This window comes from Pseudomonas graminis (assembly GCF_900111735.1).
In the GTDB taxonomy this organism is placed as follows: Bacteria; Pseudomonadota; Gammaproteobacteria; order Pseudomonadales; family Pseudomonadaceae; genus Aquipseudomonas; species Aquipseudomonas graminis.
The window spans coordinates 81,645-94,248 of sequence record NZ_FOHW01000013.1 but is presented as its reverse complement, the minus strand read 5'-3'; the positions used below and the strand labels follow the sequence as shown (position 1 = coordinate 94,248).

The window sequence follows — 12,604 nt, the reverse complement described above, 5'->3', positions numbered from 1 at the left end:
GGCGAACATACGCCTAAATGCCTTTCAAGTCAAGCACTCATTGCAGGCGAAAGTTAACGCGCTGATACTTCCTGCCGTGTCTGGAAGAACGTGTCAAAGTGGCTTCAAGGAGAATCCAGCGAGAACTTCAGCTAAAACCATTGACTCAGGCTTACCAGCGAAGATGCCACGGAGCACGATGCTGGCAAGGATAGGGAATGTTTGAGCCACGGGTGTTCCGAACTTCTCCACGACGTAAGTACGGGCAGCGGACTCGTAGTCCGTTTGTTGAATGATTTGTTGAATGATTTGTTGGTAGTTCATTGATCAGACTCCTGCTTGACTACCCAATCGCCCGCATGCCCAATGCCCGGCACGTCTGCTGGAAGAATGAACGACTGGAATGGTAGACGGCCATTAGCTTTGTTGTGTTCGTTGCACGCGTCAAATACATAACTTGCACCATGGTCAGCCGCCTTCATTACAACTGTCCATGTAGTTCGTGATTTCTCTACCGGCGTTTCAACTGGTAGAGTTTCGGGGGCGTAGCGTTGGCGTAGAATTAGTTCTGTTCCCGACATCATGCCGCTTCACCGTCTTCGTTAAGTTTGCCTTTCGCAATCAAGGAAGCACGCAGCTTATCCCTGCTTTCCTGCATTTCTGCTCTCACCTTATCCGCAAGAGCTTTTTGCGCCGCGAGTTGTTTCGCTTCTTCTTTTCGAGCAGCAGCGGCAAGGGTAATCTCGACTTGTCGTTCAATCTCTTGCGCCTGAGCGACCTCAAGGTCTTTGAGGTACTGCACTTTCATACCTGTGAATATATCGTTTAATTCAGCCGCTCGCTGGTCCGCTGGTTTAACGACATGAATCTGAATCAACACAACTCCGCCAGCAGTGCCCACAAGGTGGAAGCTTTCGAGTGGTGATTCTACTGGGAGCGGCGTGTAACCTGCGGACAACAGCTCGTGGTACTTGTGTGCTGCCGGTTGGCAACCTTCAATCATGAATTCGACAATGGCGCCCTTGGCGTTCAAGTGTTGTGGTTTCTCGATTGTTGCTTCGTAGAAAATTCTCGCTTGATCGCACATATGATCAAAGGTTGTTTGACTGAAGACGTTTTGCATAATTGTGTTTTGGTTTTCCATTGTATTTCTCCTGAGTATTGTTAATTGCCTGATATGAGGCAGAGATAGCGTGATATTTGATGTTTCGGTGCTTGTTCTACATGGCCTGTAGGCGTGCAAAAGTTGCAATTGGCACTACGCCCTTACTTGCATGTTTGAACGCCCTGTAGGGCCGTTAAAGCGCGTACAGCTTTAGATACGCACGAGCTGCGACAATGCCCATGCCGATGGCGTCATGTAAGTCGTATTCGTCAGCATCAGGGTGGTTACGAATCCAAGTGAGAATGTATTCCTCTCGATCTTGCACCGAGACTGATTGCTCCGCCCTTGTGCGTTGAGACACGGGTTTGGCGCTCCCTGTCTTCCCTTCAGACACTTGATCGGTGACGTGGGCCGACTTCTTCATCAGTTCACCGATGTCTAACAGGGTTTCGTGGTCTCTACTTAAATGCTTATCATAGAACGCAAGGGATTGCTCGTTGGCAAGGACGAACATCTTTAGCTGTGTGTCAGTTGGTGTGTAGCTTGTTGCGATGACTCCGACAACAAGGTTGCTGGGACGGTTTACGATAAAGTAATTGCTCATAATGTTTCTCCATAAATTCCTCCTTTATGGGTTAAGGTTTATTGCGGTGCGTTTTAGTTAGCGGATGTTACGCTCGGCATCTGAGTAGTGCGCTCGAAGCTTTTCGAGTATGTCGTCAATAGCCTTATCCTTGGCGTCGCCTATGACGGGAGTAATCATTTGTGGCGTAATCCCGTCCCATGGTGTTGAACAGACCATGTCCAGTGCTTGGAGCATATCCCGTAATTGCTCTTCGATATTCGGTTCAAAGGTTGGCTGTGGCTTCTGAATCATGTATCAGTCCTTTAATTGGTGGGTTGGTTGTTCGTTGCTGCCTGAACCAAATTTGGTGGCAGTCAAGAGAGCATGTCTTATGCTCGCCGTTTGATGGAAAGCTGTTAAAGCAGATGGCGCAACGTAGATAGGGTGTTTTCAACATAATGGTGGTTCCTCCTCGATTTGGGCTTGTTGTTTGGTGCGCTGTCGGTACAAGATCGTGTAGCACCTCAATCCACAGGTTGGAGTTGACGTTGTCCTCTGTGTAGCGACTGATTTTCCACAGACGGCACAAGGTCTGTATTTGATGATACTTCGTTTCGCAGGCAAGGGATTACCTCCTTTTGGGTTGGTGGCTGAGTGATTGTTTGTTGCAAGGTTAAGAATGAAAGGCATAAAAAAACCGAACCCGAAAGTTCGGCTGAATGGAGTGTCGAGGCCAACACACCAAGGATTTATACCCTGCCTAGAGGATCGAGGCTTTTAGCACGGGTCAGGCTACGAACAGTGAAGGGCTGTTCTGACAGTAGCGGCCCAACCTACTGCTAGAGGTTGCTGAAGGCACCGTAATTGCCTTGACCTATCACGCCTAAACGCAACTACTCGGAGGAGAAGGAGGGCGGTTCGGAAGTATGATTCGGAGACACATTAGAGAATGTTGCAGAGGTCAAGAAAATATTGAAATCTAAAGCTAGATTCTCAGTACATCTTACCACGACAAAGTGCTTTTTGTCAAGTTATATTTGCAAAAGTCAAGAACTTTCTCTCGTTACTTTCGCATGTAATCCCCGGCCCGTTTACATATCCGGGGGTCGTCGCTGAAAACAACGGTAGTTGTCAGTAGATCAACTTGGTAGGCCGATCATGTCATCTGTTTCCACTTTCCGCTCTTCCCGCTTCGGACCCGACTCCAATTGCTGGGATTTGCATGATCGCGTTGATCATCGCGTTCAAGGGTGGACGGCTTCCATAAATGCCAAAAGTTACCGCTGAGTCTTCATGGCCCGCGATACGTTTTATCAAGGAGTCCTGTACGCCAGCGTCTCTCAGGTCATCAATCATGGTATGTCTGAAGCTGTGAAACGTTTTCTTCGGATCAGTAATGCCCTGCTTGGTCTTGTACCGTCCGAACCACTTTGATGGTGCATGGCCCAGCTTGCCTCTGACAGGTCTAAGGTCTGGGAATAGCTGTTCTGAGCCTGACTTTCGCATCACCTCGACATGGTCGAGCAGGCCCAATTCGGTGAGTGCAGGATGCATCGGCAATATACGACGGCTGCTGCTGTTCTTGAGGCTCTGTGATTGATTACAGTCATCAATACGAATGCACCGGATTCCTTGCAACGTAATGAAGTCAGCTACGTGCAACTGGCAAAGCTCTTCCAGCCGGGCGCCCGTGAACCTGCCAAGGAGCGGCAACCAGTATCGCCAAGGATGTTTACTGGCTTCGGTCTTGAGTGCGTCCAGATTGAGAAGGGCTGTCAGGTCATGTTGTTCAAACGACAACCGTGCTTCCTTTGCCGAGCCCGTCATCACTTTCAGTCCTACCAGTGGATTGTCCGTGACGTAACCATTGGCCTTACACCAGTTCATGAACGCCGAGAGTTTGCGAAGACGGTTGTTCACTGTTACAGCGGTGATGGTTTTGTACGTGCTGCTAGATTCAATCACCTGCATCAGCGTCTTGCCCTTGAACTCTGGCAGCAGTGCAAAGTATTGCGGGCAATGGGACAGGCGATCCTTCAACAACCGCGCTTGTTGGACGTCGAAAGCTTTGGCGGGCATGTCACCCATCAGTTCGAACAAATCTCGTATGGAGCGCTCAATCTCGTGCGTGCTGACCTCTCGCCACGTACCACCGCGTTTACCTTCTTCTATATAGAGTTTGGACAAACTAGCGAGGGTAGGGCCATCACTGTTCCGGTTGACGATAGCCGCTGGTGACTTCCTTGGAGCAGTCTGGATCATTGGCTGAGGGGCAGCGTCTCGCCAGTTTGAGCACAGCCCACGTAACGTCTGGAGGTCTACCAGCGGATTTTCGTTCAAGTGGTTGTGCACTTGTTGAGCAAGAGATGCAGCGAGGAATAATGCAGCCTGACGCTCACGGACATTCAGGCACATGCGCAGTGTGTGACGATTCGGGAACAGGTGTTTGGGCAGGCGAAGGTTGAGGTAGTAAACCGACTGACGCTGGACGATATAGGCCATGAGTGGAACACCAAAGTGGTACAGCAGAGTGGAACAATGCTGATCACACCTCAAAAAATGACTGTCCGCGCTGTGTGTCCACACGGTAGATAATGATCAACCTCACTAGCCTGAAACCCTTAACCCATAAGGCCCGCAACGATACCCGAGCATGCTTGCATGCGACATGGTCAGAGCCGGAAGGCAGCAGCCACAGCGGGAACATTGTGTGCCGGGGTGTGGCTGGTGGGGTTGCCTCCATAACGAACCCTCGTCGCCATGACGAGTATTGATCATCCGCACTCCTGGCGGTCTCGATCACTTCAACTCTCTCAAATTTCTCATCCCTGTCTTGTTGGCAACTGGCTGCGTGTCTTAACGTTGTTATTTTCTCATCGCGTGGCTCGTCGGAACCCGAGCTTGAGCGAATGATCCTTAAGCAACGCTGAACCATAGAGTTAAGCCACGTGCGGTTCATCGCCTTATACGCAGCTTAGAATGGGGCGCTCGCTGATACGTATCCGACGCCCAGTCAAGGCGACTGGCCGGGCATCCATCGCACGCCACCCCTCGGCTCAGGAAAACAACAATGACAACCGACACCCCATCACCCCTCCACCCAACAGCCCCCATCCAACTCGTACTTTTCGACCTGCTCACCGCCTTGCTGGACTCCTGGACCCTGTGGAATTCAGTCGCCGGATCCGAAGAGCTGGGCCGGACCTGGCGCATGGCCTACCTGAAGGCGACCTATGGCTGCGGGCGCTATCGCCCTTACGACACGCTGGTCGAGGAGGCGGCTCTGGAAGTCGGCCTTGGCAAGCATGCAGCCGCAGAACTCGATCGGCGCTTCGGGGAGTTGCAGCCCTGGCCGGAAGCCAGGGCGGTCCTCGAATCCCTGAAGCCTCATTACAAGCTCGGTATCGTCACCAACTGTTCGGAGCGCCTGGGCCAACTCGCGGCGGACGTGTTGGGTATCCCGTTCGATGTGGTCGTTACATCGGAGAAAGCCGGTTTTTATAAGCCGGACCCCGCGCCTTATCGTCTGGCGCTGGACACTTTGGGTGTCGATGCCAGCCATGCCGTGTTTGTCGCGGGTTCGGCCTACGATCTGTTCGGCACGGCGAAGGTGGGGCTGCCGACGATCTGGCATAACCGCCTCGGGCTGCCAGCGCCCGAAGGCGCGCCGGCGCCTCTGATCATGCGGCCTACGCTGGAAACCCTGGCGGCGGATCTGGCGGAAATGACGGCAACGAAGTCAGCCAATCGCCCTGGCAGATTCAAATAAATCTGCCCTCCATTTGGACCAATACGATAGTCTTCGCACCATTGTTGATACGGACACCTGACTGGAACGCGATTGATGGCCCCTGATGACTATCTGGTAATGAGCAGCGCGGAGTGGGCGGGGCTGCGCGCCAGTACGCCATTGACGTTGTCCGAAGAAGACCTCGCCGCATTGCGTGGCGTGAACGAGGACATCTCGCTGGAGGATGTCGCCAATATCTACCTGCCGTTGTCGCGCCTGATCAATCTGCACGTCAGCGCCGCGCGCAATCTCGACAGCATCAAGGACACCTTTCTGGGGCGCCCCGCAAAACGCCAGACCTACGTGGTCGCGGTGGCAGGCAGCGTTGCGGTCGGCAAGAGCACTTTTGCCCGAGTGCTGCAGGCGCTGATGGCGCGCTGGCCGGATCATCCCCGGGTCGACCTGATCACCACCGACGGCTTTCTGCACCCCAACGCACGGCTTGTCGCCGACGGCATCATGCACCGCAAGGGCTTTCCGGAAAGCTACGATCGCAAGCGCATGGTCAAGTTTCTCTCTGACCTCAAGGCCGGCACGCCGGAAATCACCGCCCCGGTCTATTCCCACATTAGCTACGACATCGTCCCTGACCAGTTCTTCAAGGTCAGCCAGCCCGACATCCTGATTTTCGAAGGGCTGAACGTGTTGCAGACCGAGGGCAACGACGGCCAGAAACCGGGCAGCATCGTCTCGGATTTCTTCGATTTTTCGATTTATCTGGACGCCGAAGAGGGCGACATCGAGCGCTGGTACGTCGAGCGTTTTCTGATGCTGCAACGCACCGCGTTTCGCGCGCGAGGTGCCTATTTTCGTGAACTGGCCGACCTGCCGCCGGAGAAATCCCCGGATGCGGCGCGCAAGATCTGGCACGACATCAACCGGCCCAATCTGCTGGAAAACATCCTCCCGACCCGTGAGCGCGCCAGCCTTGTGGTGCGTAAGGCGTCGGATCATTCGGTGAAGGAATTGTGGCTACGCTGATGGGCAAATCGATCGCGGGCGCGTCGGCGTTATTCGCGCTGTGCGTCAGCGCTGGCGCTCTGGCGGACGGCAACAAGTTGCTGCTCGAATGCCAGGACGGCATCAACAGCATGAGCGGCGGCGTGGCGCAGAATGGCGTGGGTGTCGGCCATTGCGTCGGGGTGCTGCAAGCGACGATGGACACCCTGGATCTGTTCCATGAGGCAGGCGGGTTGCCGCAGTTGGTGTGCGTGCCCGAAGGCGGCATTCCGATGATTCAGTCCATGCGCATCATTGCGCAGTCCCTGCAAGCGCATCCCGAGAGCTTGCATCTGAATGAATCCGTGTTGGTGGTCGCGGCGTTGAAAAACGCTTTTCCCTGCCAGTAACCCTCACGTTTTACGCTAGCCTGTTGGTTGATCCAGCACTGATTATCCGGCCCGCCCCCTGCCGCCGCGCCGGCGACGGACTTCAGCAAGGATGCCGATGATGCGTGTCAATGCGCTGATAGTGCTGTTATTTACGGACCTGGTGGCCGCTACTTACCGCTTCGGTATCTACCTCTTCGCTCAACCGGTGCCGGACATGCGCCCCAGCTTGGGTTTCGACATTGCCTACGTGGGCCAGTCAACACGCCACGAGTCCGCAGGAGCCGGCTTGCTGGCGAAAGCAATCTGTCTGGCGATACGGGCGTGTCTGAACCACCGCATTCGCGGGCAAGCGCGCTCCTACAGGTTCCAGGCCCGACGCCACATGCGTGTTTGACGTAAATCCACCGCAGGAGCCGGCTTGCTGGCGAAAGCAATCTGTCTGGTGATACGTGCGTGTCTGAACCACCGCATTCGCGGGCAAGCGCGCTCCTACAGGTTCCAGGCCCGACGCCACTTGCGTGCTCGACGTAACTCCACCCCAGGAGCCGACTTGCTGGCGAAAGCACTGTGTCTGCCGATGCCTGCGTGTCTGAACCACCGCATTCGCCAGCAAGCCGGTGCGTACGCCGAACATTGCAGATGTTGCTGAGATCAACTGTAGGAGCGCGCTTGCCCGCGAAAACTATCAGCCCGCGACATCCATGCGCCTGAACCACCGCATTCGCGGGCAAGCGCGCTCCTACAGGGTGTTGTGTACCGTCATCGACAGTGTGCCGACAGCGGATTCGTCCCGCGCTACCCCGGAAACTGCAGCGCATTGCTCAGATCACCCATAGGCGCCTGTCCGCGGGCGGCCATGGCGTTGTCGCGCTCGGTCAATCCTTCCAGTTTTTCCAGTCCATGCACCCGCGTAATCAGACGCAGGATCGAGGCGGTGTCGTACACCGTGTGGTCGACTGTGCCTTTGCGCGCGAAGGGTGAGATGACGATTGCCGGCACCCGCGTCCCCGGTCCCCAGCGGTCGCCCTTCGGCGGCGCAACGTGGTCCCACCAGCCGCCGTTCTCATCGACCGTGATGACGATCACCATGTTCTTCCACTGCGGGCTGTTGCGCAGCACCTTGATCGTGCGATCGATGTGTCGGTCGCCGGCCGCCACGTCGGCGTAACCGGCGTGCATGTTGAGGTTGCCCTGGGGTTTGTAGAAGGTCACCGCGGGCAGCTTGCCAGCCTCGGCGTCGGCGAGGAATTTATTGGTGGAAGACTCGTCGCCCAGGCCGCCGTCGCGCAGGCGTTTATGGCGCTCGGCCGGGTTCTCCGGGCCTTGTTGCTTGAAGTAGTTGAAGGGCTGGTGGTGGTACTGGAAGTTCGGGATCTTCGGGATGCCGGTCGAGTCCTTGTACTCGTCCAGCGTCACCTGCCATGCGCCGGCGTACCACGCCCAGTCGACGTTCTTCTTCGACAGCTTGTCGCCGATGTGGTCATGGGTCTGCGGTACCAGCACGTTGGCCAGCCCCGGCTGCGAATAGTCCCGATTTTCCTTGTCGCGCAGCCACGTCGGCCAGTAGGGCGGGGCCATGGTGTTGACGCCGTAGCCGTCGGGCGTCAGTGCGCTCGGGCCGAATTGCGGCGGACCGGTCATGGCGCTGGCCGGTGATTTCTCAAGGGGTTTGAGCCGATAGTCCAGAGGATCGCTGCTTTCCAGCACGGCGATCTGCGACTTGGCCGGGGAGTTCGCGGCGTCCGGGTAGAAGGGCGCGCGGGCCGAGATCAGGTACTGGTGATTGAGGAAAGAGCCACCGAAAGCGCCCTGGAAGAAGTTGTCACAGAGCACGAACTCTTTGGCGACGTCCCACAAACGCAGGGAATATTGCGTCTGGGCGTAGTAGCCCATGGTCAGGCCGCCGGAGTCCGCCCACGCCACGAACGCATCGTTCTTGCCGCCGTTGATCTGCATCTGGTTTTGGTAGAACACGTGCCACAGGTCGCGGGTGACGACGCTGAGTGGCAGGTCCTCGCCGCTCGGGCCTTTAAGAGGGAAGGGCGCGTTGGGCAGGTTTTCCTGGTACTGCAAGCCCGTCGCGTAGGTCACGCCGTCAACGCTTTGCGGGCCGATCTGGCAGACGCCACCCCAGCACTGCGGCAGCGTGTCGAGGACCTTGCCGTCACGGTCGCGCTGGCGGTATTGATCGGCTTTCACGGCGGAAAGCGGTTGCTCGACGCCGGGAAAGTTGGCGAACAGGTTATTGAAGCTGCGGTTTTCGCCGTAGATGACCACGATGGTTTTGACGTTGTCCTGCAGCGCTTTGTCCAGCGCCGGGCCGGTCAGCAGGGTGTCCGCTGCCGCCTTGCCTGCGACGCCCGCTTCGGCAGCGCCCACCACGCCGCTGAGGGTCGCGCCTGCGCCCAGCACCGCAACGCCACCGAGGAAGCGTCGGCGGCTGCCATCTACTGGCGCGTGGGGGGCTGAAGCCTGTGCTGGATCTTCCGGTTTCTTGCTCATGGCGGGCGCTCGCAGGTCGAGTTGTTACAACATGTGTCGCCGGAGCCTAGCGAGGGAATATGACGGGATTGCTACAGTGAGATCCACGCCTTCAGTGGGACTGGCTTTAGCCGGGAAGAGGGCAGTGGGAACGCCATCAGTCTTGCGGTGCGTCACATGACGCCTTCCCGGCTAAAGCCCGCCCCACAACAGGAAAACGGCACAGGCTCAATACGGATCCGCCGCATTCCCCGAATGCACCTGATAGTGCTGGACAATCCGTTCGATCTCCCCGGACATCTTCATCCTCAGCAGCGTGCGCATGATGCGTTGCGCCGGCACGCTCGGGTCGTTGCGGGCGACGCAGCCCACCGGCTGTTCATCGATGACCCACACGGCTCTGAGCTTCTCGTCGGTTGTCTGCTCGCGGTTGTACCAGTCCAGCGACCACTGCGTGTCCACGGCATAACGGTAGCGGTGGGCGGACAGCTTGGGCAGCACCTGCTCCTGCAACCTCGCGTCTTCGCGGATCAGATCACGCGTAGCGAACAGCGGGTCCAGCACGGGATAGGCATAGCCCAGCACCGTGCCGATGCGATCGCCGAGAATCGCGCTCAACTGAAAGGGCGCGGTGTCGTAGGCACTGCCGACGAGCACGTTGCGTTGGGTCAGCAGCGGCAGGCTCCAGGTGTAGTCGCCTGACATATCCGGCAACCAGGACTGCGCGGCGTAGCAGCGCACATCGACTTCACCGCGCTCAGTCGCCGCCTGTATGCGCATCCGTGGATAAACGCGGTACTGAGCGGTCTGGCCGATCTGTCGGGCCAGGCTTTCCATGATGTCGAAAAGAATGCCGGCCTCGGGCCCGTTGGGGCCCACCTGCATCAGCGGCATCGACCAACTGTCGGCCACGGCAAAGCGCAGCGGCGGGCCTTCTGCAGCCGCAGTCGCGCTCAACAGCCCCACGGCACTCATTACCCACACTCGCATTCGGATCCCTCGAAGTAACAGTGCGACGCTTCCTGCCTGCTGTGTCTTCGCAATCCAGGTGTGGGACCTTGTGAGGGAACCGTCTCGCGGAGCCGTCTTGCGGAGCCAGGCCAGCCATAATAAAGCGATAAGCGTCGGACACCAGATGCAATTTTGCCCCTGCTCCGCTAGCATTGGCGGTCTTCCGCAACCCAGTCGCGACGGTTTTCAATGAGTTATCAGGTTCTTGCACGTAAATGGCGTCCGCGCTCGTTCCGCGAAATGGTCGGCCAGACCCATGTGCTCAAGGCCTTGATCAACGCGCTGGACAGCCAGCGCCTGCACCACGCCTATTTATTCACTGGTACCCGCGGGGTCGGCAAGACCACCATCGCGCGGATCATCGCCAAGTGCCTGAACTGTGAAACCGGCATCACCTCAACGCCGTGTGGCGAATGCTCGGTCTGCCGCGAGATCGACGAGGGCCGTTTTGTCGACCTGATCGAGATCGACGCCGCCAGCCGCACCAAGGTCGAAGACACCCGCGAGCTGCTCGACAACGTGCAATACGCGCCCAGCCGCGGCCGCTTCAAGGTCTACCTGATCGACGAAGTACACATGCTCTCCAGCCACTCGTTCAACGCCTTGCTCAAGACGCTGGAAGAGCCGCCGCCCTACGTCAAGTTCATCCTCGCCACCACCGACCCGCAGAAGCTGCCGGCGACCATTCTGTCGCGCTGCCTGCAGTTCTCCCTGAAAAACATGACGCCTGAGCGTGTGGTCGAACACTTGACCCACGTCCTTGGCGTCGAAAACGTTCCGTTCGAAGACGACGCGCTGTGGCTGCTGGGTCGCGCGGCCGATGGCTCGATGCGTGACGCCATGAGCCTCACCGATCAGGCGATTGCCTTCGGCGAAGGCAAGGTGCTGGCGTCCGATGTGCGCGCCATGCTCGGTACGCTGGATCATGGTCAGGTGTTCGACGTGCTGGCGGCGTTGATCGAGGGCGATGCCCGTTCGTTGCTAGAAGCTGTGCGTCATCTGGCCGAGCAGGGGCCTGACTGGAGCGGCGTGCTGTCGGAGATCCTCAACGTGTTGCACCGGGTCGCCATCGCCCAGGCGCTGCCTGAAGGTGTCGATAACGGCCACGGCGATCGTGATCGCGTGCTGGCGCTGGCCCAGGCGTTGCCCGCCGAAGACGTGCAGTTCTATTACCAGATGGGCCTGATCGGTCGCCGCGATCTGCCGCTGGCGCCGGACCCCCGTGGCGGTTTCGAGATGGTGCTGCTGCGCATGCTGGCGTTCCGGCCCGCAGACGCCGACAACGCGCCGACGCAGCCGTTAAAGTCAGTGGGGATCAACCCGGCCACGGTTGATTCCCAAACAGCGGTGGCGAGTTCAGCATCCGCAGCATCCCGACCACAGACCGCCCCGGCACCTGTCATCGACACGCCGGCGCCTGTCGCAGTGCCCGAGCCTGCAGCGGCAAAAACTGAGGAAGACATCGACCTGCCTTGGAACGCGCCAAAAGTCGTGGCGCCAGCCACTGCCGCCGAGCCCGAGCCCGAGACCGAATCAGAGCCTGAAGCCGAGGACGAGCCGTCCCCACAGTCCGCGTCCGTCGCCGAGATTCCCGAGGCCGTCCTCGACACCGTGGCCGAGCAGCCTGATCTGACGCCAATGCCGGCGCCGGTCCCCGCGAGCCCTGTTCCTGAAGCGCCCGAAGTCGAGTCGTCAGAGCAACGGCAGGCCGCCGCCGACGCCGTGACGCCGCAGATGATCGAGCATGTGCCCGACGCAACGCCTTATGTGCCGGCGCCCATGGAACGCGACGATGAGCCGCCGCCCGATGACGACTACAACGAGCCGGACATCGACATCGATCCGGCCTCGTTCGCCTATCTCGATGACCTCGCCCACGAAGCCGTCGAAGCGGTGGAGAAGGAACCCGAGCTGCTGCCGGCCGCCAAACCTGCCACCGGGCTGGCGGCGGACTGGCTTGAACTGTTCCCGAAATTGCCGATCTCCGGCATGACCGGCAGCATCGCCGCCAACTGCACGCTGATTTCGGTGGAGGGCGACAACTGGCTGCTGCACCTGGACCCGGCCCACAGCGCGCTGTTCAATTCGACGCAGCAGCGCCGTCTGAACGACGCGCTGAACCAATACCATGAACGCACCCTCAACCTGAGTATCGAACTGATCAAGCCCGAGCAGGAAACCCCGGCTCAGGCAGCGGCGCGTCGGCGTGCCGATCGGCAGAAGCAGGCTGAGGCGGCGATCCATAGCGATCCGTTCATCCAGCAGATGATGCAGCAGTTCGGTGCCTCGATTCGTGATGACACCATTGTTCCGGTGGATGCGCCGACGCAGGCGTAAGTACA

Annotated in this window: 12 protein-coding genes; 5 read left to right on the top strand and 7 right to left on the bottom strand. The window is 58.1% G+C overall.

Annotation, left to right across the window (positions count from 1 at the left end; genetic code table 11):
- Positions 1-93: 93 nt before the first annotated feature.
- The 5 genes from BMY98_RS12150 to BMY98_RS12130 form a co-directional block, all read right to left on the bottom strand.
- Positions 94-303, bottom strand: a complete 210-nt coding sequence (locus BMY98_RS12150) for a hypothetical protein (RefSeq protein WP_074889266.1) — start codon at positions 301-303, stop codon at positions 94-96.
- 256 nt (positions 304-559) lie between these two features.
- Positions 560-1,123, bottom strand: a complete 564-nt coding sequence (locus tag BMY98_RS12145) for a hypothetical protein (protein ID WP_074889263.1) — start codon at positions 1,121-1,123, stop codon at positions 560-562.
- Positions 1,124-1,277: 154 nt separating this feature from the next.
- Complete coding sequence (locus tag BMY98_RS12140) at positions 1,278-1,688, bottom strand: hypothetical protein (RefSeq protein WP_074889260.1); 411 nt, start codon at positions 1,686-1,688, stop codon at positions 1,278-1,280.
- A 57-nt stretch (positions 1,689-1,745) separates the two neighbouring features.
- On the bottom strand, positions 1,746-1,961 hold the full coding sequence (locus tag BMY98_RS12135) for a hypothetical protein (RefSeq protein WP_074889256.1): 216 nt from the start codon (positions 1,959-1,961) through the stop codon (positions 1,746-1,748).
- A gap of 849 nt (positions 1,962-2,810) precedes the next feature.
- Complete coding sequence (locus BMY98_RS12130; protein ID WP_074889253.1) at positions 2,811-4,151, bottom strand: site-specific integrase; 1,341 nt, start codon at positions 4,149-4,151, stop codon at positions 2,811-2,813.
- Between the two features lie 568 nt (positions 4,152-4,719).
- On the opposite strand from BMY98_RS12130, the gene BMY98_RS12125 reads away from it, so the two are divergent.
- From BMY98_RS12125 to BMY98_RS12110, 4 genes are all read left to right on the top strand, one after another.
- Complete coding sequence (locus tag BMY98_RS12125; RefSeq protein ID WP_074889250.1) at positions 4,720-5,418, top strand: HAD-IA family hydrolase; 699 nt, start codon at positions 4,720-4,722, stop codon at positions 5,416-5,418.
- Between the two features lie 75 nt (positions 5,419-5,493).
- Complete coding sequence (gene coaA / locus BMY98_RS12120; RefSeq protein WP_074889248.1) at positions 5,494-6,420, top strand: type I pantothenate kinase; 927 nt, start codon at positions 5,494-5,496, stop codon at positions 6,418-6,420.
- Positions 6,420-6,788, top strand: coding sequence for a Rap1a/Tai family immunity protein (locus BMY98_RS12115; protein WP_074889244.1), 369 nt, complete (start codon positions 6,420-6,422; stop codon positions 6,786-6,788). Before coaA ends, BMY98_RS12115 begins: the two co-directional genes overlap by 1 nt.
- A 97-nt stretch (positions 6,789-6,885) precedes the next feature.
- Positions 6,886-7,164: a hypothetical protein gene (locus BMY98_RS12110; protein WP_139214481.1), complete on the top strand. Its 279-nt coding sequence runs from the start codon at positions 6,886-6,888 to the stop codon at positions 7,162-7,164.
- A gap of 401 nt (positions 7,165-7,565) precedes the next feature.
- Here BMY98_RS12110 and BMY98_RS12105 read toward each other — a convergent pair whose 3' ends face one another.
- Both BMY98_RS12105 and BMY98_RS12100 read right to left on the bottom strand, forming a co-directional pair.
- Positions 7,566-9,272, bottom strand: coding sequence for an acid phosphatase (locus BMY98_RS12105; RefSeq protein ID WP_074889237.1), 1,707 nt, complete (start codon positions 9,270-9,272; stop codon positions 7,566-7,568).
- A 207-nt stretch (positions 9,273-9,479) separates the two neighbouring features.
- A complete protein-coding gene (locus BMY98_RS12100; RefSeq protein ID WP_074889234.1) occupies positions 9,480-10,241 on the bottom strand; it encodes a substrate-binding periplasmic protein in 762 nt (253 codons plus the stop codon).
- Between the two features lie 210 nt (positions 10,242-10,451).
- Here BMY98_RS12100 and dnaX point away from each other — a divergent pair, with 210 nt between their 5' ends.
- A complete protein-coding gene (dnaX, locus tag BMY98_RS12095; protein ID WP_074889231.1) occupies positions 10,452-12,599 on the top strand; it encodes a DNA polymerase III subunit gamma/tau in 2,148 nt (715 codons plus the stop codon).
- Positions 12,600-12,604 lie beyond the last annotated feature (5 nt).